At 73.3% G+C, this 22,892-nt stretch carries 27 protein-coding genes and 1 pseudogene; 6 read left to right on the top strand and 22 right to left on the bottom strand.

Going from position 1 to position 22,892, the window contains the following annotated elements; genetic code table 11:
• The first annotated feature begins 110 nt into the window (after positions 1 to 110).
• Both HNR21_RS06955 and HNR21_RS06950 read left to right on the top strand, forming a co-directional pair.
• Positions 111 to 674, top strand: a complete 564-nt coding sequence (locus HNR21_RS06955) for a hypothetical protein (protein ID WP_182704517.1) — start codon at positions 111 to 113, stop codon at positions 672 to 674.
• Positions 671 to 934, top strand: coding sequence for a hypothetical protein (locus tag HNR21_RS06950; RefSeq protein ID WP_182704516.1), 264 nt, complete (start codon positions 671 to 673; stop codon positions 932 to 934). Before HNR21_RS06955 ends, HNR21_RS06950 begins: the two co-directional genes overlap by 4 nt.
• Positions 935 to 1,116: 182 nt before the next feature.
• Here HNR21_RS06950 and HNR21_RS06945 read toward each other — a convergent pair whose 3' ends face one another.
• The 11 genes from HNR21_RS06945 to HNR21_RS06895 all read right to left on the bottom strand — a co-directional run bounded on the left by HNR21_RS06945 (position 1,117) and on the right by HNR21_RS06895 (position 9,029).
• Positions 1,117 to 2,949, bottom strand: coding sequence for an acyl-CoA dehydrogenase (locus HNR21_RS06945; protein WP_182704515.1), 1,833 nt, complete (start codon positions 2,947 to 2,949; stop codon positions 1,117 to 1,119).
• A 176-nt stretch (positions 2,950 to 3,125) separates the two neighbouring features.
• Entirely contained in the window at positions 3,126 to 3,488 is a 363-nt protein-coding gene (locus tag HNR21_RS06940) for a gas vesicle protein K (RefSeq protein ID WP_312880890.1), read from the bottom strand.
• The gene (locus tag HNR21_RS06935) at positions 3,481 to 3,735 is read right to left on the bottom strand and encodes a gas vesicle protein (RefSeq protein ID WP_198679316.1); all 255 of its coding nucleotides are present in this window, start codon (positions 3,733 to 3,735) and stop codon (positions 3,481 to 3,483) included. Before HNR21_RS06935 ends, HNR21_RS06940 begins: the two co-directional genes overlap by 8 nt.
• A gap of 63 nt (positions 3,736 to 3,798) precedes the next feature.
• Positions 3,799 to 4,593 carry a GvpL/GvpF family gas vesicle protein gene (locus tag HNR21_RS06930; protein WP_182704514.1) on the bottom strand — a complete coding sequence of 265 codons (795 nt, stop codon included), beginning with the start codon at positions 4,591 to 4,593 and terminating at the stop codon, positions 3,799 to 3,801.
• Positions 4,586 to 5,017: a gas vesicle protein gene (locus HNR21_RS06925; RefSeq protein ID WP_182704513.1), complete on the bottom strand. Its 432-nt coding sequence runs from the start codon at positions 5,015 to 5,017 to the stop codon at positions 4,586 to 4,588. The genes HNR21_RS06930 and HNR21_RS06925 overlap by 8 nt, the downstream gene beginning before the upstream one ends.
• A complete protein-coding gene (locus HNR21_RS06920; RefSeq protein WP_119726602.1) occupies positions 5,017 to 5,349 on the bottom strand; it encodes a gas vesicle protein GvpO in 333 nt (110 codons plus the stop codon). The genes HNR21_RS06925 and HNR21_RS06920 overlap by 1 nt, the downstream gene beginning before the upstream one ends.
• Before the next feature lie 29 nt (positions 5,350 to 5,378).
• Complete coding sequence (locus HNR21_RS06915) at positions 5,379 to 5,621, bottom strand: gas vesicle protein GvpG (protein ID WP_182704512.1); 243 nt, start codon at positions 5,619 to 5,621, stop codon at positions 5,379 to 5,381.
• A gap of 10 nt (positions 5,622 to 5,631) precedes the next feature.
• Positions 5,632 to 6,399 carry a GvpL/GvpF family gas vesicle protein gene (locus HNR21_RS06910; protein WP_182704511.1) on the bottom strand — a complete coding sequence of 256 codons (768 nt, stop codon included), beginning with the start codon at positions 6,397 to 6,399 and terminating at the stop codon, positions 5,632 to 5,634.
• A 1-nt stretch (position 6,400) separates the two neighbouring features.
• On the bottom strand, positions 6,401 to 6,853 hold the full coding sequence (gvpJ, locus tag HNR21_RS36740) for a gas vesicle protein GvpJ (protein WP_182704510.1): 453 nt from the start codon (positions 6,851 to 6,853) through the stop codon (positions 6,401 to 6,403).
• Complete coding sequence (locus HNR21_RS06900) at positions 6,850 to 8,352, bottom strand: SRPBCC family protein (protein ID WP_182704509.1); 1,503 nt, start codon at positions 8,350 to 8,352, stop codon at positions 6,850 to 6,852. The genes gvpJ and HNR21_RS06900 overlap by 4 nt, the downstream gene beginning before the upstream one ends.
• 5 nt (positions 8,353 to 8,357) lie before the next feature.
• Positions 8,358 to 9,029 carry a hypothetical protein gene (locus HNR21_RS06895; protein WP_182704508.1) on the bottom strand — a complete coding sequence of 224 codons (672 nt, stop codon included), beginning with the start codon at positions 9,027 to 9,029 and terminating at the stop codon, positions 8,358 to 8,360.
• 533 nt (positions 9,030 to 9,562) lie between these two features.
• Here HNR21_RS06895 and HNR21_RS06890 point away from each other — a divergent pair.
• The 3 genes from HNR21_RS06890 (at position 9,563) to HNR21_RS06880 (ending at position 12,665) form a co-directional block, all read left to right on the top strand.
• Complete coding sequence (locus tag HNR21_RS06890) at positions 9,563 to 10,348, top strand: sporulation protein (protein WP_119726597.1); 786 nt, start codon at positions 9,563 to 9,565, stop codon at positions 10,346 to 10,348.
• An 86-nt stretch (positions 10,349 to 10,434) separates the two neighbouring features.
• Complete coding sequence (locus HNR21_RS06885; RefSeq protein WP_312880889.1) at positions 10,435 to 11,880, top strand: hypothetical protein; 1,446 nt, start codon at positions 10,435 to 10,437, stop codon at positions 11,878 to 11,880.
• A gap of 29 nt (positions 11,881 to 11,909) precedes the next feature.
• Complete coding sequence (locus tag HNR21_RS06880; RefSeq protein ID WP_182704507.1) at positions 11,910 to 12,665, top strand: SDR family oxidoreductase; 756 nt, start codon at positions 11,910 to 11,912, stop codon at positions 12,663 to 12,665.
• 6 nt (positions 12,666 to 12,671) lie between these two features.
• Here the strand turns inward: HNR21_RS06880 and HNR21_RS06875 are convergent, their stop codons facing one another.
• The 8 genes from HNR21_RS06875 to HNR21_RS06840 all read right to left on the bottom strand — a co-directional run bounded on the left by HNR21_RS06875 (position 12,672) and on the right by HNR21_RS06840 (position 19,826).
• Entirely contained in the window at positions 12,672 to 13,235 is a 564-nt protein-coding gene (locus HNR21_RS06875) for a rhomboid family intramembrane serine protease (RefSeq protein ID WP_119726596.1), read from the bottom strand.
• A gap of 178 nt (positions 13,236 to 13,413) precedes the next feature.
• On the bottom strand, positions 13,414 to 14,370 hold the full coding sequence (locus HNR21_RS06870) for a hypothetical protein (RefSeq protein ID WP_157995683.1): 957 nt from the start codon (positions 14,368 to 14,370) through the stop codon (positions 13,414 to 13,416).
• Positions 14,367 to 16,316, bottom strand: coding sequence for a protein phosphatase 2C domain-containing protein (locus tag HNR21_RS06865; protein WP_182704506.1), 1,950 nt, complete (start codon positions 16,314 to 16,316; stop codon positions 14,367 to 14,369). The genes HNR21_RS06870 and HNR21_RS06865 overlap by 4 nt, the downstream gene beginning before the upstream one ends.
• Positions 16,317 to 16,357: 41 nt before the next feature.
• The gene (locus tag HNR21_RS06860) at positions 16,358 to 17,026 is read right to left on the bottom strand and encodes a vWA domain-containing protein (protein ID WP_182704505.1); all 669 of its coding nucleotides are present in this window, start codon (positions 17,024 to 17,026) and stop codon (positions 16,358 to 16,360) included.
• A 9-nt stretch (positions 17,027 to 17,035) separates the two neighbouring features.
• Positions 17,036 to 17,500 (bottom strand): hypothetical protein, encoded by a 465-nt coding sequence (locus HNR21_RS06855; RefSeq protein WP_312880888.1) that lies wholly within the window; start codon positions 17,498 to 17,500, stop codon positions 17,036 to 17,038.
• Positions 17,497 to 18,939 (bottom strand): coiled-coil domain-containing protein, encoded by a 1,443-nt coding sequence (locus HNR21_RS06850; protein ID WP_182704504.1) that lies wholly within the window; start codon positions 18,937 to 18,939, stop codon positions 17,497 to 17,499. The genes HNR21_RS06855 and HNR21_RS06850 overlap by 4 nt, the downstream gene beginning before the upstream one ends.
• Before the next feature lie 213 nt (positions 18,940 to 19,152).
• Positions 19,153 to 19,437 (bottom strand): WhiB family transcriptional regulator, encoded by a 285-nt coding sequence (locus HNR21_RS06845; protein ID WP_119726591.1) that lies wholly within the window; start codon positions 19,435 to 19,437, stop codon positions 19,153 to 19,155.
• Positions 19,431 to 19,826 (bottom strand): hypothetical protein, encoded by a 396-nt coding sequence (locus HNR21_RS06840; protein ID WP_157995679.1) that lies wholly within the window; start codon positions 19,824 to 19,826, stop codon positions 19,431 to 19,433. The genes HNR21_RS06845 and HNR21_RS06840 overlap by 7 nt, the downstream gene beginning before the upstream one ends.
• Before the next feature lie 77 nt (positions 19,827 to 19,903).
• Here HNR21_RS06840 and HNR21_RS06835 point away from each other — a divergent pair, with 77 nt between their 5' ends.
• A complete protein-coding gene (locus tag HNR21_RS06835) occupies positions 19,904 to 20,404 on the top strand; it encodes a GNAT family N-acetyltransferase (protein WP_312880887.1) in 501 nt (166 codons plus the stop codon).
• Positions 20,405 to 20,442: 38 nt separating this feature from the next.
• On the opposite strand, the gene HNR21_RS06830 is transcribed toward HNR21_RS06835, so the two are convergent.
• From HNR21_RS06830 to HNR21_RS06820, 3 genes and pseudogenes are all read right to left on the bottom strand, one after another.
• Positions 20,443 to 21,117, bottom strand: coding sequence for a DUF2637 domain-containing protein (locus tag HNR21_RS06830; RefSeq protein WP_157995678.1), 675 nt, complete (start codon positions 21,115 to 21,117; stop codon positions 20,443 to 20,445).
• Positions 21,118 to 21,227: 110 nt separating this feature from the next.
• Entirely contained in the window at positions 21,228 to 21,722 is a 495-nt protein-coding gene (locus HNR21_RS06825; protein WP_182704503.1) for a GyrI-like domain-containing protein, read from the bottom strand.
• Between the two features lie 159 nt (positions 21,723 to 21,881).
• A pseudogene (locus HNR21_RS06820) lies at positions 21,882 to 22,862 on the bottom strand (sigma-70 family RNA polymerase sigma factor); the annotation flags it as partial.
• Positions 22,863 to 22,892 lie beyond the last annotated feature (30 nt).

The following is a 22,892-nucleotide window of genomic DNA, read 5'->3' as shown; positions in this document are numbered from 1 at the left end:
AGGGTGTCCCCGGTGCAGGGGGACGGGCGCGCCTGCCCTCACACAGGAAGCAGTCCCGGCGGCGTTGGCGCGCCGTGAGTCCGGGACCGGGCCAGAACGGAGGTCCTGGCTTGTCCATCATCGTAATGCCGCCCGCGTGGCCGCTCCCCCGGTCCGCCGAGGCCGAGCGGGTCGATTTCCGGCTCGGCTGGCTTCGTGCCGAGTACCCGCGTGCGGGCTGCTGGTACGCCGAGAGGTGCGGGACGTGGATGGCCGCTCCCGCCGGGGCGACCCGGCTCATCGAGGCGCCCACCGCCGTGGCGCTGGCCGCCCGGCTGGCCGAGCACTACCGCCGCCGCCCCGAGCACCCGAAGTCCTCCGCCGTCCCCCGCCCGGCACGCCGGATCGCCCCGACCCGCGCGGGTGAGCCCGGCATGTCCGCGCGGCGGGGCCCGGCGGCGCACAGGGACGGGGCGAGCACATCGGTGCGGCGTGGTCCGGGTGGACGCGGAGAAGTGGCGCGGCCGACGCGGGCCCCGGTGCCCGGCACCGCTTCGCCCGGCGGCCCGCCGCCCGTCTCACCGCCGGGACCGGCGGCGGGCGCGCGGCGGGTCCGCCATGGGCGTGCCGGGCTGGGAACGTTCTGGCGCGGGGTGCGTCGTCGGCTGGGGTTCGCCGTGGGGGCCGCCGCATGATGCCCACGGACGACGATCGTCGACGCGCCCTTCACGCGCTCGCCGCCGCCCTCCGTGGGCAGGGCTATCGCGTCACCGTCTTCCATTGGTACCTGGTCGCCGAGAGCCACGAGGGCCGCAGCGCCGAGGTCTGGGCGCAGGGGCGCGCATCCGACAACGGGCGTCTGTGGTTCACCGGTCCCGGTGGTACGCCCATCTGCGAGGCCGAGCAGACGACGAACGCCGTGGTGGCGGTCAAGGGCGTCCTGCACGGACGGTAAGACGGCCGCATCGACGCGGGGACTCGCCCGCCGAGCGGACGGCCCCCGTCGCCACAGGGCGGCGGGGGCCGTCACTCACCAGTCCGCGGGAGACGGACATCAGGGCTCTGGGGGTCGCGCCGCCCCCAGAGAGCCGGGGGCCGGACGACCGCAGAGAATCGTCCGACCCGCCTGCGGGCGGGTCAGAAGGCGCTCTCGGGCAGCTCCATGACGTCCAGCGTGGTGGCCTCGGTGGCCGCGCGGTCGGCGGCGATCCGGGGCAGCACGTTGGCGCAGAAGAACTGGGCCGCGGCGACCTTGCCGGTGTAGAAGTCGCGGTCGGCCTCCGACAGCTCCCCGCCCAGCCGCTGCAGGGCGATCTCGGCCTGGCGGCACAGCAGCCAGCCGACCACCAGGTCGCCGAGGGCCAGCAGCAGGCGGGTGGTGTTGAGCCCGACCTTGTAGATCTCCTTGGGGTTCTCCATCGAGGCCAGCGCCCACCCGATCATCGGGTTGAGGATGCCCTCGACGTTCTCCAGCGCCTGGCCGAGCAGGGCGCGCTCGTTCTTGAGCCGGCCGTTGCCCGCCTCGCTGGCCACGAACTCCTTGATCTCGCCGGCCAGCACCTTCAGGGCCTCGCCGTTGTCCCGCAGGATCTTGCGGAAGAACAGGTCCTGGCCCTGGATGGCGGTGGTGCCCTCGTACAGGGTGTCGATCTTGGAGTCCCGGATGTACTGCTCCAGCGGGTACTCCTGCAGGAAGCCCGAGCCGCCCAGGGTCTGCAGGGACTCCGCGCCCAGCAGCTCGTAGGCCCGCTCGGAGCCGAAGCCCTTGACGATCGGCAGCAGCAGGTCGTTCAGCTTCTCGGCCAGCTTGTCCTCGCGGCCCTCGTGCTGCGCGATCTGCACCTGGTCCTGGAAGGTGGCGGTGAACAGCACCAGCGCCCGCATGCCCTCGGCGTAGGCCTTCTGGGTCATCAGGCTGCGCCGGACGTCGGGGTGGTGGGTGATGGTGACCCGCGGCGCCGTCTTGTCGGTCATCTGGGTCATGTCGGCGCCCTGCACCCGCTGCTTGGCGTACTCCAGCGCGTTGAGGTAGCCGGTGGACAGGGTGGCGATGGCCTTGGTGCCGACCATCATCCGGGCGTACTCGATGATGAGGAACATCTGCTTGATGCCCTCGTGCACGTCGCCCACCAGGTAGCCGACCGCCGGGTGCCTCTCGCCGAAGGTGAGCTCGCAGGTCGTGGAGACCTTGATGCCCATCTTCTTCTCGAGGTTGGTGACGTAGACGCCGTTGCGCTCGCCCAGCTCGCCGGTCTCCAGGTCGACCAGGTACTTGGGCACCAGGAACATCGACAGGCCCTTGGTCCCGGGGCCGGCGCCCTCGGGGCGCGCCAGCACCAGGTGGAAGATGTTCTCGGACATGTCGTGCTCGGCCGAGGTGATGAAGCGCTTGACGCCCTCGATGTGCCAGGTGCCGTCGGGCTGCCGGATCGCCTTGGTGCGGCCGGCGCCCACGTCGGAGCCGGCGTCCGGCTCGGTCAGCACCATGGTGGCGCCCCACTTGCGCTCCAGCGCCAGCTCGGCGAAGCGCTTCTGCTCGGGGGTGCCGATCTGCCACAGGATGTGGGCGAAGCCGGGGCCGGAGGAGAACATGTAGACCGGCGGGTTGGCGCCCAGGATCTCCTCGGCCACCGCCCACACCAGGGTCCGCGGGGCGCCGGTGCCGCCCAGCTCGGCGGGCAGGTCGAGGCGGTACCACTCGGCGTCCATGTACGCCTGGTAGCTCTTCTTGAAGCCCTCGGGCATGGTGACCGCGCCGGTCGCCGGGTCGAACCTGGGCGGGTTGCGGTCGCCCTCCTCGAAGGAGTCGGCGATCACGCCGGTCGCCAGCCGGTCGACCTCCTCCAGGATGCTGCGGACGGTGTCCTCGTCCAGGTCCGCGTACGGCCCCTTGCCGAGCAGCTCCTGACGGTTGAACACCTCGAAGAGGTTGAACTCCAGGTCACGGAGGTTGCTCTTGTAGTGCCCCATGGATACCTCGCCAGGTGCGGTGTGTGGGCCGGCGGCCGGCCAACTACTGGTCAGTAACTGACCATATGCTACCCGCTGGTAACCAGGACACAAGACATCAATCGAACCCGATTCGGCGTGGGCTGCCTCACCTGCGGGAACGGCATGAGGTCCCGCCTCGGCGGGGGGGCGGCGGGTCAGTCCCGCGGCGGCAGCAGGGTGCCCAGCGGGCCGAGGTCGAGGTTGAGGTCGCTCGGGGACAGGCCGAACCGCTCGCACAGTTCGTCCATGGCCTCCTCGAGGCGCATCAGGGTCGTGCCGATCGCCTCGACCTGCTCGTCGGTCAGGTCGCCCCGCTCGAACCGGCGGATGCACTGCCGCTCCACGAGCTGGCGGACCAGCTCGACCACGGTGAGCACCAGCCGGGTCAGGTCGCGCTGGACGTTCTCGGGGTCGGTCTCGATGCGCCGGCCGCCGACCCGCGGCCCGTCATGCTCCGGCGGGGCGGCGCGGGTCACCCGGAAGCCGTCCCGGAAGTCGTCGCGCGGCGGCTCAGGCACGGCCGATCGGCTCCCCGTCCTCGCCCACCGAGGCGATCAGCACCCGCAGCGAGATCCGCACCAGGTCGACGTCGGCGATGGACAGCGTCAGGTCCCCCTGCAGGACGACCCCGCCGGCCAGCAGCCGGTCCAGCAGATCGACGAGCGTGGCCCGCTCGGCGGTCATCCGCTCCCCGGCCGGCAGGTCGTCGCCGCGCGGGTACCCGGCCGCCGGCGCGGGGTACGCCGTGGAGCGTTCGACCGTCATCGCAAGGTCCTCACATCCGTCGCGTCACGAAGCCCCGACGTCCGCCCAGTCGTCCGGCCGTCATCACGGGCCCTCCGCGTCCGGCCCGCCGGACTCCAGGACGGTGAAGGAGTAGGGGGCCCAGGGGCCGGTGAGCTCGACCTCGATCTCCGGGGTGCTCAGGGATCCGGCGGTGGAGGCGAACTCGCCGCCGCGTTCGTCGTCGACGAGGTAGGCGGCGTTGAGCACCATCCACTCGCTGCGGCCGGACAACTGGGGGTCCTGGGGGCGGTGCAGCCGCCTGGCCACCGCGAGGTCCGACAGCGTCCTGTCGACGTGTTCGGCGTGCGCCACCGCCCGGCGCCAGGCCTCCTCGCGGGTGCGCAGGCCGGTCCGGCGGCGTTCCAGATAGGCCGCCCCGGGGCGGCGGCCCGCCGAGGCGCCCGAGGACCCGGAACGGGCGGGAGCCGCAGCCGTCTGCGGATTCGCGTAGACCTTGACCCCCCACTCCTGCCGCCCGGCCACCATGTCGAGCGTCTCGGCGAACTCCGCGAAGCCCCGCTCCAGCAGATCGCGCACCTGCTCGTCGCCCCGGTAGACGGTCACCAGCCGCACCGGCGCGGTGGTGGTGCGCCGGGCCACCGCGTCGACCACGCGATGATGGGCGCGGGCGGTGGCCTCCAGCCAGCCCAGGTCCTCCAGGTTGCGCCGCAGCGCCCGCTCGCCGAACTCCGACAGGGGCACCGTGCCGACGACGCCGATCAGATCCTCGTGCCCCACCGTCCGCACGGGTTCCCCGGCGACACCGGCCAGTCCCTCCGTCAGGCCCTCCCCGGTGCTCCTGGCGATGGCGTACAGGTAGGTTCCGGTATCACTCACGGGGTTCCTCCGACCCGGCCCTGCGCTCCTCGGCCGGCTCCTCCTGTTCTTCCTGCTCCTCCTGTTCCTCCTGGGGAGCACGCACCGCCCGGGTCCCGCGTTCGCCGCCCTCCAGGGCCTCGAGCCGGTTGCGCAGCCGCCGGTTCTCCTCCTCCAGCTCGCGCTGCCGCCCGCTCAGCCAGGGGTCGTGCTCCCACCAGTCGATCCCCAGCTCCTTGGCCGTCTCCACGGACACGATCAGCAGCCGCAGCTTGATGGTCAGCAGCTCGATGTCGAGCAGGTTCACCCGGATGTCGCCCGCGATGACGATGCCCTTGTCCAGCACCCGTTCCAGGATGTCGCCGAGGTTGGCGGGCTGGCGGTCGGCACGGCCCCCGCCGTGGGACGAGACGATGGAGCCCTGCTGCGGCGGCCGGCCCGGCATCACTGCTCCTCCCTGGAGGCGCCCTTGCCGCGCCGGTAGCGCTGCGTCCTGCGGTACGCCACCAGCGCGCCGTCCGCGTCCAGCTCGATCTCGTAGATCGCGAGGACGTCGGAGGAGGACGGGACGTGACGGGCCTCCAGCACCTCCACCTCGACGATCCAGCCGTCCTCGACCGGCTCCACGGAGACGACCCCCTCGGGGGTCCTGGAGATGATGTCGGCGAGCTGCCGTGCACCGGCCCTGGCGGCCTCCACCACCGACAGGTCCCCGTTCCCCGCTTCTTCCTCGTAGTCTTCGCGCCCGTCCGTGCGGGCCCTGTCCTCGGTGCGCACGTCTCCCCCCGGTCGGTGCGTTCGCGGTGTCAGCCGGGCGGGGCGGGCGGTTCGCCGAACGCCTCGGCGAAGATCTCCTCCATCGCCCGTTCCTCCTCCTCGGCGGAGATCCGGCCGGCCGCACGGGCCTGCTCCAGCTCCTCCAGCCGCCGCCGGAGCGCCGGCGGGTACCTGGTCTGCCGTTCGGCCTCCTCCTGCAGGATCTCCGCGATCTTGAGCACCCCCTGGAGGGGCAGGAACGGCAGCCTCCAGGGCAGCGACAGCAGGTTCATCCGCGTTCCCCTATCCCGGTGTCACGACGAAGTCCCAGGGCGCGAGGGGGCCCAGCAGGCGCAGCTCGGCACGCCCCTCCCACTTGCGGACGGCCGTCGCCACCGCCTCCTCGAACTCCGGGCGCCGCGCGTCCTCCACCAGGAAGGCGGCGTGCACGGCGTCCAGATGATGGGTGGGGTCCCGCACCGCGCTCGCGACGCAGTACGGGGACAGGTCCTGGACCAGCCGCTCGGTGGCGGCCTGCCGCCTGGCCTCGATCTCCTGGTAGACCAGCTCGCCGAGCCGCACCCGGTCCTGGTGGGACTCCGCCTCCGGACGGTCCCGGATCCGCTCGCGCAGCCGGGCCGCCTCGGCGTTCTCCCGGACCACCTCGGCCAGCACCGCGCGCTCGTCGAAGCGGCCCTTCACCACGTACTCGACCCGCCCCTCCAGGTTCGCCAGCGCGTCGGCGAACCCCTGGTGGTTGGGCGCCAGCAGGTCATCGACCACCGCCTGCTCGGTCGTCATGACCGCGCCGAACCGCAGCGGCAGCACGGGCGCGTCGACGGCGGCGTCGTCCAGCAGCCGCTCGTGCGCCAGCAGGTCGTCGGGACGGCCCAGCCGGACCTTCGGGTCGATCTCGCTGACCAGGGCGGCGACGTCGCCGTGCCGGACGACCCGCACCTCGCGGCCGTCCACGCCGCGCACGCCGGCGGCGGTCTCCACGTCCGCGGGAACGATGCCGTACACGTACCAGGCGGAGTCCGCCCGGTCCGGTTCCCGCTCGGAGGCCGTCATCTCATTCCTCCCGGGACCGGTCCTGTGCGGATCGGCGCCCGCGGCGGGGAACGGCCTCGGCCTCCTCCTCGTCCCGGGCGGCCTCGAGCTCGAGGCCGGCCTCGTCGCCTGCCTCGTCGCCGGTCCGGGCGGCCTGCAGGGCCTGCCGGTCGGAGTCCTCCACCTCCTCGTCGGAGCGCCCGCCGGGCAGCAGCCCGCCCACCAGGTCGCCCACTCCGGGCTTCTCGTGCTCGGTGAGGTCCAGCCGGTTGGTGGCCTCCGCGAACTGCAGGTAGGTCTCCACGCTCGCCACGACGACGCGGGCGTCGACCGTCAGCAACTGGATGCCGAGCAGGGAGACGCTGACATAGGCGTCGATCACCAGGCCCTTGTCGAGAATGGTGTCGATGACGTCGGCGAGCCCGCCGGCGGACGCTCCGCCGCCTCCGCCCGCCGGTTGGACGGCCGTGGTCATTCCTCGGTCCTTCTTCCTCGCCGGGTACGCCGCTCGCCCACGGAGGCGGCCGGCCGCGCACCGCGCCGGACGACCGGGCGCCGCGCCCTGCGGGGCCTCGGCTCCGGCTCCTCTTCCTCTTCCTCACGGGCGCCCTCGGGCCTGCGCTCCTCGGGCTCCTCTTCCTCCGGCTCGGGTTCCCCGGCCTCTTCCTCCTCGCCCTCGGCCTCTTCTTCGCCCTCGGCCTCTTCCTCCTCGGCCCGGGGCTCCTCTTCCTCGACGTCCTCGGGCTCACGTTCCTCGGCCTCGGGTTCTTCTTCCTCAACGGCCTCGGGCTCGCGATCCTCGGCCTCGGGCTCCTCTTCCTCGACGGCCTCGGGTCCGCGCTCCTCGGCCTCGGGTTCTTCCTCCTCGACGGCCTCAGGCTCGCGCTCCTCGGCCCGGGGCTCCTCCTCCTCGACGGCCTCGGGTCCGCGATCCTCTGCCTCGGGCTTCTCCTCGCCCTCCCGCTCCTCGCGCATCGCGGTCTCGTGGTCCTTGACCACCTCGCCGTCGCGGATCTCGCCCCGCCAGCCCTCGATCTCGTCCGGATGCAGGAGCGTCCTGGTCATCACGTGCCGCCGGAAGTGCTTGAGCTCCAGCCTCGCCCGCCGGCCCTGGGCCCGCCACAGATTGCCGGTGTGCTCGAAGAGGCCCTGCGGGTGGTACTCCAGCACCAGGACGATGCGGGTCAGGTCGGGGGCCAGCTCGTGGAAGGTCACCGCGCCGTCGACGTGTCCCTTGGGGCCCTTGGAGCGCCAGACGATGCGCCGGTCCGGGATCTGCTCGACGATCGTGGACTCCCACTCCCGGTGGGACCAGAAGATCTGCGCCTTCCAGGTGAGCCGCTCGCTGCCGTTCTGCTCGACGTTCTCGACCTTCTTGGTGAAGTTCGGCCACTGCTGGAACGAGGTCCACTGGTCGTAGGCCAGCCGGACCGGGACGCCCACGTCGATCGTCTCGACGATGTTGGTGACCTTGAGCTTGCCGCCCTTGCCCTTGCCGCGTCCGGTCACCTTCTTGATCGCGCCGCCGAGCGCGCCCTTCACCGCCCCGCCGAGCGCGCCCTTGACCAGGCCGCCACCGCCGTCGTCCGCGCGGTCGCCGCCCAGGAGTCCGCCGACCGCGGTGTCCTTCAGCCTGCCGCCGACCGCGCCCAGCCCGGCGCCGAGCAGCGACCTCACCGGGGACCGGCCCTCCCCGTCACCGTCCTTGCCCCCGGCTCCGGTCACGGCCGCCAGCAGTCCCGGCCCGCCGCCCTTCTCGGCGTAGTCGGTCAGCCGGTCCGCCGCGTCGTCGACCTTGTCGATCATGGAGTTCAGCGCCCGCGTCCCCAGCGCGCCGACCAGGTTCTGCAGTTCCGTCACCAGCCGGTCGGTGGGCAGTTCGTCGGCGAGCCGGCCGACCGGCGTCTTGCGCACGGTCTCCTGTGCGGAGTCGGTGACCTGCCGGGCGGAGTCGGCGACCGTCTTCTGCGCCATCGTCCTCACCTCCGCGTCCGCCGGCCGACGACGCGTTCGGCCGTACCGCCGGCGGCCCGGCGCGCCCTGGCCGGCCGGTCGGACACCGCCTCCGCCGCGTCCTTGGCCGTGTCCTTCGCCGTCTCCTCCGCCGCGTCCTTCGTCGTGGCCTTCGTCGTGACCTTCGCCGTGTCCTTGGCCGTGTCCTTGGCCGTGTCGCGGCGCCGTCGCGGTGAACGGGTCTTGGACGCCCGGGTCTCCTCCGCGGGCTCCTCGGACTTCTCGGGCTCCTCCGCGTGCTCCTCCCGGTCCTCTTGGCCCTTCCGGCCCTTCCGGTCCTGCGGCTCCTCCTCGCGGCGCCCGCCCTCGCCCTCGTCCTCTTCGGGCTCGATCTCGGCGAGCAGCAGGTCGGTCCGCTTGTGCAGCCGGTCGCTCAGGTCGTCGATCCGGCTGCTCGCCGCGGCCATGACGGCGGCGCGGCCGGCCTCGGTCAGGCGGCCCCGGACGGTCTGGGTGAGCGCCTTCGCCTCCGGGGAGGATCCGAGCAACTGGACGCCCTGCGCGGTCAGCCCCTTGACGTTCCCGGGCAGTCTGCGGGACGCGCCGGCGCCGGCGAGAGTGAGCGCCCAGCGCAGCTTGCGGGTCCGGCCCAGGAGGTAACCGGCGCCCACGGCGATGGCCAACTGTGCCTTGTTCACGATCCCCCCTCGCGGCGCGGACGCACGGTTCGGACCGGCCGCCGTCCCCACGGCGCTCCCAAGGCCACAGGGGGTGCGCGGGAGGATCCGGCCACGTCCGTGTCGACGCCCTTGCAGGTCGATATGTCCGTGATGTCCGCATCGGGCGGGCCGTACCCGAATCGATGTTCAGGAAATCGTTGCAACAGGCCAAAAAGAGGTATAGACGGCCTCAGCCGGCCGATCCGTTCGTCGACGACGGGCGGCCACCGGTCGGCGACCGCCCATGCGCCGCCCATCGGCGACCCGGGGGACCCGGGACGCGCCCCGTCGGACCGGCCGGATCCGGAGCGCCCTGGCCCACCTGCGACGACTTCGTCACCCTCCGTCTCTTCCGGGGACCGGGTCCGGTGCGCCACGATGTGAACCCCTGGCGGGCGGGATTTCCGAGATTCGTGGGAACGCGTCGATCGCCCCGTGCGCCTAAGGGACATACGGCCCTTGAGCGGCGAACCGAGTACGGGGGCCAACGCCACACCACGGGAGGACAAGAAGTGGTCTTCAAGAAGCTGATGAAGGCGATGGGCGTCGGGGGACCGTCCGTCGAGACCGTGCTGCACAACCCGAACACCCAGCCGGGCGGCACCATCACCGGCGAGGTGAACATCATCGGGGGCGAGCACGACTCCGACATCAAGCACCTGTCGATCGCGCTCAAGACCCGCGTCGAGGTCGAGTCCGGCGACAACGAGTACCACACCGACATGGAGTACGCCAAGATCGTGCTCGCCCGGGAGTTCGAGCTGGAGGACGGCGCCCGGCACACCCTGCCGTTCAGCCTGGAGATCCCGTGGGAGGCGCCGCTCACCCACATGTACGGCCAGCCGCTGCGCGGCACCACCGTCGGCGTGGCCACCGAGCTGGAGGTCGCCCGCGCGGTCGACGCCACCGACCTCGACCCGATCGCGGTGCACCCGCTGCCCGCCCAGGAGCGCATCCTGGAGGCGTTCGGCAACATCGGCTTCCGCTTCCGCGGCGCCGACTGCGAGCGCGGCCGGATCTGGGGCGTGAACCAGAAGCTGCCGTTCTACCAGGAGATCGAGTTCTTCCCGCCGCCGCAGTACGTCAACGGCATCAAGGAGCTGGAGGTCACCTTCGTCTCCGGGCCCAGCTCCATGGAGGTCGTGCTGGAGCTGTCCAAGCGCGGCGGCGTCTTCACCGAGGGCCACGACTCGTTCGCCCGGTTCACCGTGGACTACGCCACGTTCGCCAACACCAACTGGGAGCAGCAGATCACCCAGTACCTGGACCAGGGCGCGCGCCGTAAGGGCTTCTTCTAGCCCTTCCGGTTTCCCGACCGGCATCCCGACTCCGCCGTGGCCCGCCCGAGGCCGCGGCGGAGTCGCGCGTACGGGTGGAGACAGCAGTGGACCTGACCGTACCGGAGCGGCTGCTCTGGGACGCCTACCCGACCGGGCGGCACGTCGTGCTGGGCACGGACCGGCCCGCCGGCCCCCTCCCCGACCGGACCGTGCGCGCCGAGGTCGTCTCCCGGCTGCTGCTGGGCGCCGGTGAGCAGCGGCCCGGGCACGTTCCGGCGGTACGGCTGCGCGGCGCGTACGTCACCGGGCGGCTGGACGTGTCCGGCGGCACCGTCGAGTGCGAACTGCTGCTCGACCACTGCGTCCTGGAGGAGGAGCCGGACTTCTCCAACGCGCAGACCCGGCAGATGCGGATGTCGAACTGCACCATGCCCGGGTTCGACGGCGGCGGGCTGCGGGCCGACGGCTTCCTCAGCCTGTCCGGCTCCCGGATCGACGGCTCGGTGCGGCTGCCACGCGCCCAGCTCGCCGGCGGGCTGCGGATGAACCGCACCCGCGTCACCGAGACCGAGCCGAACAGGTGGGCGGTGTTCGCCGGCGGAACGGTGGTGGACGCCGGGGCGTTCCTGCGCGACGCCGAGATCACCGGCGGCCTCCGGCTGACCGGGGCGCGGATGAACGGCGGCCTGTTCATGGAGGGCGCGGCGCTGCGCAACCCCGGCCGGATCGCGCTGGACGCGCAGAACATCGTGGTCGAGGACGCCGCCGAGCTGAGCCACGGCTTCACCGCCGAGGGGATGGTGCGGCTGCGCAGCGGCCAGGTCAACGGGACGCTCTCGTTCGACCGGGCCGGGGCGATGCGCAACCCCGGCAAGGTGGTGCTGCACCTGAGCCACATGCAGGCCGACGAGCTGATCCTGACGCCGGACGAGCCCGTCGAGGGCGTCGTCACCCTGGTCTACTCCAGGATCGGGGTGCTGCTGGACCGGCCGGACCGCTGGCCCGCGCGGCTCCGCCTGCAGGGCCTGGTGTACGAGTCGCTGCGCGGCGGCGGCGTCACCGAGCGGATCGACTGGGTGTCCCGCGACGTGGAGGGCTTCCGGCCGCAGCCGTACGAGCAGCTCGCCGCCTGGTACCGGCGGGACGGCAACGACCACCTGGCCCGCCGGGCGCTGCTGGCCAAGCAGCGGGCGCGCCGCCGGTCGCTGCCGCCGCGCAGCCGGGCGTGGGGGTTCCTGCTGGACGCCACGGTGGGGTACGGGTACCGGCCGTGGCTGGCGGCGGGCTGGCTGGCCGCGGTGCTGACGGCGGGCACGGTGCTGTTCGGGATCTTCCCGCCCAACCCGTTGAAGCAGCCGGCCGAACGGCCCGACTTCCACTCGTTCGTCTACACGCTGGACCTGCTGATCCCGTTCGGGGCGTTCGGGCAGCGGGAGGCGTGGGACCCGGCGGGCTGGACGCAGTGGCTCGCCTACGGGCTGATCGCCTGCGGCTGGATCCTGGCGACCGCGCTCATCGCCGGGGCGACCCGGGTGCTGCGGCCCGCCTGATGTCACCCCGGTCAGCGACAATGGCGGGCATGGGAACGTACCTGATCACCGGGGCGACGGGCGGCATCGGCGCGGCCCTGGCGGAGATGCTGGCCGACCGGGGGCACGACCTGGTGCTGCTGGGGCGCTCGCCGGAACGGCTGGCCGAGGTCGCCGCGGCGCTGAGCGGCGGCGCGCACGCCCGCACCCAGGTCCTCGTCCGCAACGGCGCCGGCGCCCCGCAGGCGCCGTCCGGGCCGCGCGGCACCGTGCAGACCGTGGCGGTGGACCTGGCCAAGCCGCGCCGTCTGGAGGCCGCCCTGGCCGCCGCCGACCTGCCCGGCCGGCTCGACGGGGTGGTGCACAGCGCGGGCGTCGTCGACCTCGGCCCGGTCGCCGAGGCGGGCGCCGACCACTGGATCGACCAGCTCATGGTCAACCTGGTGTCCGCCGCCGAACTGACCCGGCTGCTACTGCCCGCGCTGCGCGCCGCCGCAGGGCACGTGGTCTTCGTCAACTCCGGCGCCGGGCTGCGCGCCAACCCCGGCTGGTCGGCGTACGCGGCCAGCAAGCACGGCCTGCGGGCGCTGGCCGACTCGCTGCGCGCCGAGGAGCCCGCGCTCCGCGTGACCAGCGTCTACCCGGGCCGTACCGCCACCGAGATGCAGCGCAGGGTCCGCGCCCAGGAGGGCCGGCCGTACGACCCGAGCGAGTTCGCCGACCCCGCCACGGTGGCCCGGGTGATCCTGGGGGCCCTGCAGACGCCGCGCGACGCCACCGTCACCGACGTGTCCGTACGCCCCTAGCGCCGGCTATGCCTCGACGCGGCGGCGCAGCGCGTAGGCGGCGAGCACCCCGCCGATCAGCCCGAACAGGTGACCCTGCCAGGAGATCATGGTGTCGGTCGGGATGACCCCGTAGATCAGCCCGCCGTAGACCACCACCACGCCCACCGCGATCACCAGGTCCAGCAGGCTGCGCTCGAACACCCCGCGGCCCAGCAGGTAGCCGAAGAACCCGAAGATCAGGATGCTGCTGCCCAGGGTGTCCACGGTCGGCGAGCCGGTGAACCACACCCCCAGCCCGCCGACCACGATGATGATCAGGCTGGCCAGCAGGAACCGCCCGATCCCGCGCGCCGCCGCGATGAACCCCAGCACCAGGAACGGCACCGTGTTGGCCAGCAGATGCTCGATGCCCCCGTGCAGGAACGGCGCGGTGAAGATCTCCGGCAGCTCGTACGGGTCCCAGGCGCGGATCCCGTACTCGTCCAGCGCCCCGCCCATCGCGTAGTCGAAGAACTCCAGCACCCACATTCCCGCGGTCGCCGCGCCGACCAGCAGAGCCGCCGAGACCGCCCGGGTCGCGTGCGTCATCAGCCCTTCCGACCGGCTCCGTCGCCGCGGAACCACGGGATAACCCATCTCGCCGCCTCCGTCGGGACTTCCGTGGGCAATGGCGTCGTCATGACAACGCCTCGCGTTCCGAGAAGGTGCCCGACATATCCGACCTCACACCGCCCGCCCTTACCCGGACGGCGACGGCGTCCGCCGTTCAGCCCTGGCCGGGCGGCCGCAGCCGGATGACCGGCCGCTGCACCGGCCGCACGTCGAGCGGGGCCTTGGGCAGGTCGGGGGGCTTGCGCACGGGCGGCAGCGGTGGAAGGTCGATCGTCCCCCGGTCGCTCAGCGCCTTGATCCACTGGGCGGCGTCCGGGCGCAGGCCCGGGCCCCGGGCGGCCTCGGCGAACCGCGCGGCGACCTCCTTGACCACCCGGCCGGGCAGGCCGTCGACGAACGGCACGGGCTCGCCCGGCCGCAGCTCCGCCCGGACGGACAGCACCCGGGCGACCAGCAGGGCCAGCTTGTAGCGGTCGGTGTCGAGCTCGGGTCCGGTCGGCGGCTGGTGCGGGTCGTTCCAGTCGGGCGTCTGCGGCTGGGGCATCACCGGCCGCTCGCCCACGACCCGGATGGCGTCGCAGTCCAGCAGGTAGATCGACACCGGCGGCGGCGACCACAGCAGGTTGCGCATCGACACGTCGCCCACGACCAGATGCCTGGAGTGCAGCAGGAAGAACAGCTCGGCGGCCTTCCGCGCGACCTCCAGCCTGCCCGGCGCGTCCAGCGGGACGATGTCGCCCCACAGCTTCTTGGGCTCGTACAGCAGGTACTGCAGCTCCCGCAGCGCGGGCTTGTTCGCGCGGCGTCCCCAGAATCCGGGGGGCACCTTCCGCATGACGAAGCCCCTGACCTTCGCGCCGTCCACCACGCGGGCCAGCGGCCAGGCCGACTGGCCCAGCAGCAGGTCCCGTTCGTGGGCGGCCATCGTCCTGGGGACGTTCACCAGGCGGGTGAGGGCGTCGCCGTTGACGTTGGCGGCGAGGTACTCCTTGTAGACGTATCCCGACTGGAGGCCCTGCAGCTCGTGCACCGCCCCCTGGCCGCCCTGGCCGAGCTTCGCCCCCACCCGCAGGTCGCGCACCTGGACGTCGGAACCGTCGAGCCACGTCATCGGCGCCCCCACACACAGACGGCCGTACGGTCATCGCCGAACGACCTGGCCCGGAAGCCGACCTGCCAGCCGAACTCCAGCGCCCCCGGCACCGGGCCGCTCCAGCACCGGACCAGCCGGTCCCTCACCTCGTCGTTCCGCATGGGACCGACGAGCCCGTCGGTGCACAGCACCAGGACGTCGTCGGCCCCGACGGTCTCCACGGCGGTCTGCACCCGACCGACGCTGGTGGGCAGCGCGGCGGTCGCGGAGCCGACGATCTCCTCGTCGTCGCGGGCGTCGTCGAACGCCTCCCCGAACCCGCCCTCGCGCAGCAGGTACGCCGTGCTGTCGCCGACCCGCACGAGGAAGCACCGGCGCGGCCCCGGCGGCGGCGTCAGCTCGACCGCCGCCCCGACCAGGGTGGTGGACAGCTCCCGGCGCTCCAGCCCCTCGCGTCCGGCCCGCTCGATCATCGCCGCGGCGATCCGTTCGGCGATCCGCCGCCCGAGATCCTCGATGTCGTCCTGGACGAGCACCTCGGCGGCGTGCGCCGCGATCTGCTCGCGGAACAGCCGGCAGGCCCACGACGACCCCAGGTGCGACAGGGACCTGCTGCCCACCCCGTCGGCGACGGCCGCCACCAGCAGGTCCGGCCGGTCCTGCCGGGACACCGTCCACAGCCCCAGCGAGTCCTGCCGGGGCTTGCCGGTCCACCGGTGGTCGTCGCCGCGCAGCGAGGCCGCCCGTACCGCCAGCCCGTCGAAGTCCGCCAGATCCAGCACCGTGTCCGGCACCGCCTGCTCCACCTGGGGCAGCCCCCGCGGCTCCCCGGCCCGGGGATGCACCTTCCCGAACTTCACCGGCCCGGGGAACGGCGCCTCGGCCGGCGACGACCTGTCCTCCCGCCGCGCGAGCTTGATCCTGGGCCGCTGCGTCCGAGCCTCGTCCCCGGCGGGCGGGAGCACGGTGTCCACCACGGGCTCCACCCGCCGCGCGGCCTCTCCCGCCGCCGCGGCATCGGGACGCTCAGGCTGCCGCGCATCTTGCCGCCGGTCTTCCCGGTGGGACTCGGCCCCCGGCGGGACCTGCACGGCACGCGCCACCGCCTCGAGGTCGTCCACCTGCTCGTCCTGCTGTGACCGGTCGGCGTCCGGTACGGTCGGCGCGGCGGAGGCCGCCGCTTCGGGACGTTCGACCTGTTCGGCCTCCTGAGCACCGGCGGACGGAGCGGCCTGTGCAACGGGGGCGACCGGCCCTGGCTGCTCGAAGTGCCGAGCCTGCTGGTGCCCGTACGCCTGTTCGGCGTCCGGCACGGAGGCCGCCGTCCACCGGCCCTCGGCGTGCTGCGGCTGGGGGTACGTCTGGTGGCCCTGGTATGCGCCGCTGTTCGGGGCGGGCCGGTACTCGCCGGGCTGAACCTCGGGCGCGCCTTGGGCGTACAAGTCATCGGGGGGCGCCCACTGCGGAGTGGGCTGGGCGCCGTACGGAGGATGACCGTAGGGCGGCGGAGCCTGGCCGTACTGCTGCTGTGGCGGGCCCTGCGGATGACCGGGCCAGCCCGCTGACGCGTCCTGCGGGTAGGCGCCCTGGGCGGGAGGAACCCCGTGCAGCGGCGGCCCGGCGTTGGGCGGGGCGTACGGCGGCGGTACGTGCTGTCCCGGGGGCTGAGGGCCTGGCGCTCCGTACCCCTGTGGGGGCACTGCCGGAGGCGGGTACTGCTCGCCCCAGTGCGGAGGAGGCGTGCCGCCGGAGTGTGGCGCATGGCCCCTCTCGACCTCCGCCCAGTCGTCAGGCGGTGGCGCGGTGGGCTGAGGCGGTGGCGCCACCGGAGGCGGGTCGGTGACGTACTGCGGCTGACGCTCCGTGGCGACGTACGGCGGCGGGGGGCCGGAGGGCGCGTTGTGGGGGACTCCGGGCTCCTGGGCGGGCCGGTCCTCGGGACCCGGGTCGTTGGTTTCGCGCACGGCGTTCCCTCTCGGTCTGGGGGTCGGCTACCGGGCGGGGGTCACACCGGGTCGGCGGCGACGGTGGTGAAGCCGGGGACGTTGTCCGGCATGGCCAGGCTCATGCCGCCGCCGGCGTCGGCGGAGGTGCCGGAGTTGATCACCGACTGGATCAGCGACTGGGCGAACTCCTGCAGGGCCTGGGCGGGGCCGAGGGAGCCGTCGGCGATGAAGCCGCGCACGGTGGCGATCTGCTGGATGGTGCCGACGTTCACCCCGCCGAAGCCGAACGCCAGGATGTTCGGCCGGGGGCCCCAGTTGGGGTCGACGAGGCGCTTGTAGGCGCCGCCCCAGTCGCCGTCGGTGGGCTGCCCGTCGGTCAGGAAGAACACCGCCGGCCGCAGCACCTGGTGACCGGCCGCCTTCAGGTCGGCGACGTCCTTGGCGATCGTGTCGCGCAGCAGGGTGAACGCCGCCGAGTAGGAGGTGGTGCCCGAGGCCGTCATGGCGGGCATCGAGGTCACCTCGCTCAGGTCCGACAGCGGCAGCAGCACCTGCGCGGTGCTGGAGAAGCTGATCAGGCAGAACCGGGTCTTGTCGGCGACGACCGGGTTGCCGCCGATCTCGGCGTGCAGGTCGGGCAGCGAGGCGTTGATCGCGTTGATCGGGTCGCCGTCCATCGAGTACGACTCGTCGCACACCAGGTAGAACGGGAGGACCTGCTGGCTCATGGAAGCCTCCTAGTGGTCGTAGAAGAGGTAGATGTTCAGCAGCACCGCTCCGCCGGAGGCTCCGAGGAGCTGGAAGTCGCGGGTGGCGACGTCGCCGAAGAGCAGGCCGTCGGCTCGGGGCAGGAGCCTGTTGACGTCGTTCGCGAAGCCCTCGCCGCCGCTGTGCTGGGCGCCGAAGGTCAGCACGATGCCGGCCCGGCGGCCCGCCAGCCGGGGGCCCTGGGCGCGGACGGCCCGGCGGATCGCCTGGACCGCGGACTCGTCTCCGCGTGCGGCGGCGTCCGGGTCGACGTTCAGGCTGACCTGGACGTACCGGCGTTCCAGGGCCAGCCGGCTCGGGGTCGGCGCGGGCGTGGGGGTCGCCCGCGGGCGCGGCGGCGGGTCCTGGGTGCCGAGCGCCACGATGGAGAAGGCCAGCAGCAGGTCGGCGAACAGCCAGCCGGCGAGGGCGATCATCGGCAGCCGGGGCCTCACCAGGGCCACCGTCTCCGCCCGCCGGTCTGGGCGATCTGGGCGCGCAGCCCGTCCACCGCGGCGCGCAGCGCGGCCAGCTCGGCGGCCACCTGCTGGGCGCGGCCGTCCGGGAGACCGTCGAGCAGCACCACGACCTCGTTGTTGATCCGGTCGGCCGCCCGGACGAGGTCGTCGGCGATCCGCGCCGAGGTGTCGGTCATGGTGCGTTCCAGGCGCTGGGCGGCCTGTCCGGCGTGGTCCTCGAAGCGGTCGACGGCGGCGGGCAGCTCGCCCAGGGACCGGACGGTGCGGCGCAGGATCTCCTCGATCGCCCCGGCGACCGCCGCCAGGTGCTCGGTCGTGGTCTCGTGCCGGTGGGAGTAGATCGCGCCCTCGGTGCGCCAGTCGTCCAGCGCCCTGCGGATGTCCTCGCCGCCGCGTTCCAGGGCGGCGGCGATCCGGGCGGCGAGCTCCTGCTGCCCGTCGGTGAGGGCGGCGCGCAGCTCGCGGGCGGTGCCGTCGAGCGCCTTGCGGGTCCGTTCGCTGTCGTCGCCGGCGGCGCGGGCCAGGTCGCCGATCCCGGTCGCGACCGCGTTGGTGGCGGCCGACACCTGGTCGAGCCGGGCCGTCAGGTCGGCCTTCGTGCCGCCGAGCTGGTCGGCGGCGGCGCGGACGGCGTCCCCGCTCTGCGCGACCGTGTCGGCGAGCCGTTCCACCCGCTCGACGGCCTGGCGCACCAGCCGCAGGCTCTTGGCGGCCTCGCGTTCCACGGCGCGCACCTGGTCGACGACCCTGCCCATCTCCTGGGAGGCGTCGACCAGGTGCTGTGCGCCGGACTGCATCCGGGTGGCGTCGTTCACCCGGAACCGGCTCAGCTCCAGGTCGACGTCGGTGAGCGCGGCGGTGAGCCGGCCCATCAGCGCGGCGCGCTCCTGCCGGTCGAGCCTCTCCTCCCGGCGCTGCCACAGCACATGCCCGGCCGAGATGGCCATCAGGAACACGATGGCCAGCACCGTCCACCAGGCGATCCGGTCGAAGTAGAGCCAGTCCGACAGCCGGCCGCCGAAGCCGGTCTGCCACTGCTCGAGGAAGGACCTGCCGGCCAGGGCGGCGTCCCCGCGGCCGGCCCGGTACGCGGCGGTGGCCTTGAACAGCCCGAACCAGGTGATCAGGATCGGGGTGAAGATCACCAGGCCGGACACCAGGTCCAGGGCCGCGCCGGCGCGGGTCCGCCGGGCGCTGCGGACGGCGGGGCCGATCGTCTCCTCGCGCAGGAACGCCGCGTACAGGTCGATCTGGGCCCAGCGGTCCAGATCACGGCCGGCGTCCAGATCGTCGGCGAGGCGCCGCAGGTGCCGTTCGCGCGCGGTCAGCCGCGGATGCGCGGCGAGGGCGCGGAGCTCACCGGCCGTATCGAGCATTCCCGGCGCAGCGACCGCCACCGGCACGATCTTCGTCAAGGAACCGTCCAAACATTCGGCACGACGCACATTATTCACATGACGCGTGCGCATCCCGGCCATTTGGACGGTATCGGTGACCGGACGTCCGGAATATGCAGTTTTACGCACCCGACCGGGGCAGTCGGCCCACCGGACCGGTTGCGCCCTATTGCGGAGGACCTTAATTCATCGGGCGGTCGCCATTATGGCGATGTGCCCGTTGTGGAACGATCAGGCGGCCGTGGCGGTGCGGTTCGGGCGGGCGGCGGTGCGGCGGTCGCGGCGGAGGTAGCGGCGCTCCTCGGGGGTGGTGCCGCCCCAGATGCCGTCGGGCTCGCCGGCGCGCAGGGCCCAGTCGAGGCACTCGGCCCGTACCGGGCACCGGGCGCAGATGGACTTGGCCGCCCGGACCTGCTCGGCCATCACCGGCACCGAGTAGTTGATCGGGTAGAACAGCTCGGGGTCGGCACCGCGGCAGATGGCGTGGTCGGTCCAGTGCTTGTCCGGGTTCAGCATGTTCTCTCCAGGTCGAACAGCGCCGCCAGCACCGGCGGCTCGAGGTGGGCGCCCCTTACCCGGTCGAGCAGCAGGGAATCGGCCAGCCGGTGCAGCGCGTCGGCGACGGTCTCCAGCGCGTCGCGGTCCAGCGTGCTGCGGCCCGCCAGCCGGGCCAGCTCGGCGTCGATCACCGCCGTGCAGCGTTCCAGCAGCGCGCCGGCCGGCCCGCCGTCCGGCCGCTCGCCGCCGCGCGGGTCGGCGGACGCCGGAACGGCGTGGAGACGGCGGTCCTCCGTCGCGCCGGGCCGGTGCGACGGCGCGGACGGCGCGGACGCGGGCGTGCTGCGGCGCAGGTCGGCGAGGGCGACCATGACGGCGGCCTCCAGGGGATCCGGGTGGGTCTGCACCCAACGTAGTACTACAAGGCGTAGTACTACAAGCGAGGGTAACTCATAGGTCTTACCGTGCGGATACCCTGAGCCACGTGGCCCGTGATCAAAAGGTGACCTTCCGCGAGGCGGTCCGCGAGGACGTGCCCACGATCGTCCGCCTGCTGGCCGACGACCCGCTCGGCAGCACCCGCGAGTCCCCCGGCGACGAGCTGCCCGAGGCCTACTGGCGGGCGTTCGAGGCGATCGAGTCCGACCCCAACAACGCCATCATCGTCGCCGAGATCGACGGGGAGATCGCCGCGTCCCTCCAGCTCACCTACATCCCCAGCCTGACCTACACCGGTGGCGAACGCGCCCAGATCGAAGGCGTCCGCGTCGCCTCCGAGCACCGCGGCCGCGGCGTCGGCCAGGCCCTCATCGGGTGGGTCATCGACCAGGCCCGCGCCCGGGGCTGCCGCGTCGTCCAGCTCACCACCGACCGCCAGCGCCCGAACGCCATACGCTTCTACCAGAAGATGGGCTTCCGTCCCAGCCACATGGGCATGAAATATCCGCTCATCGAGAAGGACCCCCGGACCTCGCCCACCCGGTAGCCCCGCCGCCCGAGACCCGGCCCGTACGCCCGATCGGGTCAGCGGGCGCTCTCCAGGGCCGCGCGGATGCGGACGGCCCGGGGGTGGCCGACCTTGAGTTCGCGGCGGATGGCGGTGAGGGTCGGCAGTTCACCGGCGGCCAGCAGGTCGGCGAAGCGGTCGCGGGCCTTGGCGACCGCGGGCTCCACGGACTCGGCCGGTGCCGCCGCGGGGACGGGCGCATCGTCGGCCGGGGGCCTCGGCCGGGGTACGGAGGCCGGACGCACCGCCGGGACGGGGGCGGGGGCGGGGACCGGCTCGGCCGCTGGGCGGGCCCGGCGGATCATGGTCATCAGGAGTTCCACGACGACCACGAGGGTGACGGCGGGCCAGGCGGCGATGACGGCGCCCACCGGGCCGTGGGCCAGCCCGTGCAGGACGTTCACCGCGACGGTCGCGCCGATGCCCAGGGCCAGCGCCAGGCGGGCCAGCGCGGGCGAGGGCATCCGGCGGCGGGCCGAGTCCAGCATCACCAGGGACGCCACGAAGACCAGGCCGTCGATGGTCAGCGGAGTGAGGTACGCGGTGACGCCGGTCTCGCCGTGCGCTCTGACCTGGGCCAGCGCGTGGCGGTAGGAGATCACCGCCGCGATGGCGCCGATGCCGACCACGGTGGCCGCCGCGCTCACCCGGATGGCCAGGTCGGCGCGGGCGGGCCGTCTCGGGTTGTCCATCTCCTGGACCTCCATCGTCCGGATCGCCTGACCCCCACACCGGCGCAGTGGTCACCGCACCCCGGGCGGCATTATCCCGACATCCCGGACGACCCGTCCGGCCTCCCCGGTCAGGCCAGGAGGTAGGCCAGCTCGATCGACCAGTTGTCCATGTCGGGTTCCTCGGCGGGATCGGTCAGGTAGTACTCGAAGCAGCCGCCCCACACCTCCTGGTCGCCCTCCCGGGTGTTGCGCCACTTCAGGCCGCGTTCGTCCGCCCAGCGCAGCAGGGCGGTGATGGAGCCGAACAGCTTGTCCGGGTGTCCCTGGTGCAGGAGGGTCGCGTACCGGCCCGCCGGGATCGTTCCGGCGATGACCCGGCCGTCCCCGGTGACCGGCGCGGGGGTGGGAACGCCCACCTCCAGCCGGAACGGCCGGTCCATGTCACCGGCCACGCGGTAGCGGTAGAACAGCGGCCCGGCCGGCGGCACGCCCTGCTCGGCCAGCCAGCCGAACACCTCGGGCACCAGCGCGTTCACCCGTCCCCACTCGCGCATCGGCGCCTCGATCGGGATGGCGGCGTACGGGCGGGCGGCGCGCTCCTGGATCTGCGGCTCGTTCGGCATCGGGATCTCCTCGCATGTCGTTCGACGCGTTCATCCCCGTTACGGGCGAGGGCGGCGGAACTCATCGCGGCGACCCGAAAAGTCTTGGTGTGCGGCGTGCCCCGCCGCCTACGGCGCCGAGGTGGGCACGGCGGCGCGTGAACGGGCGCCCACGCCCGGTCAGTGGTGTACGGGCCGTCCGGCGTTCCGTGGCTCCGCAGGGAGGCCGAAGAAGGGGAACAGGCGTTCGGTGTCCAGGAACGACGTGGTCCCCGCGATCCGCCCGTCGCGCACGTCCATGACCACCAGAGCGCGCGGCTCGTACCCTCCGCCCACCGGGACGTACTGCGCGAAGGCCGGGGACCCGTTGGCCGCCACCGGCACCAGACGGGATCCGGCGCAGTCGGAGGTGGCCGACAGCACCCGGCGGATGTGCTCCCGCCCGGCCAGCCACCAGGCGAACGGCGGCATCGACATCGTCGCGTCCTCGGCCAGCAGCGCCACCAGCCGTTCCACGTCGTGCCGTTCGAAGGCGTCGCAGTAGGAGGCCAGCAGCCGCGCCTGCCCGGCGTCCAGCGGGTCGAACGCCTCCGCACGCCCCGGGTCCGCGGCCCGCAGCGCACCGCGAGCCCGCTGCAGCGCGCTGTTGACCGCCGCGACGGTGACGTCCAGCAGCCCGGCGACCTCGGCGGCCGTCCACCGCAGCACGTCGCGCAGGATCAGCACCGCCCGCTGCCGGGGCGGCAGATGCTGCAACGCCGCCACGAACGCCAGCCGCACCGTCTCCCGCGCCACCGCGACCTCGGCCGGGTCCGCCCCTGCCGGGATCACCGCCGCGTCCGGCACCGGCAGCACCCACCGTTCCCCGGGCGGCGGAGCCCCCAACGACGCACCCGGCTCCGCCGCGGGCCCCAGGTCCACCGCCAGCACCCGCCGTTCGGCACCGCGCAGCATGTCCAGGCAGACGTTCGTCGCGATCGCGTACAGCCAGTTGCGCGGGCTGCCCTTGGCCGGGTCGAAGCGGTCCGCGTGACGCCAGGCCCGCACCAGCGTCTCCTGCACCGCGTCCTCGGCGTCGAACGGCGACCCCAGCATCCGGTAGCAGTAGCCGGTCAGCCCACCGCGATGCTCCTCCCACCACTGCTCCACGCCCATCCCCCCAGTCTCGCGCCGACGACCGACATTCCGGGC

It is taken from the genome of Thermomonospora cellulosilytica, assembly GCF_014138835.1.
Lineage (GTDB): Bacteria > Actinomycetota > Actinomycetes > Streptosporangiales > Streptosporangiaceae > Thermomonospora > Thermomonospora amylolytica.
Note: the sequence above shows the minus strand (reverse complement) of the source record. Positions and strands in the feature narration are given on the sequence as shown.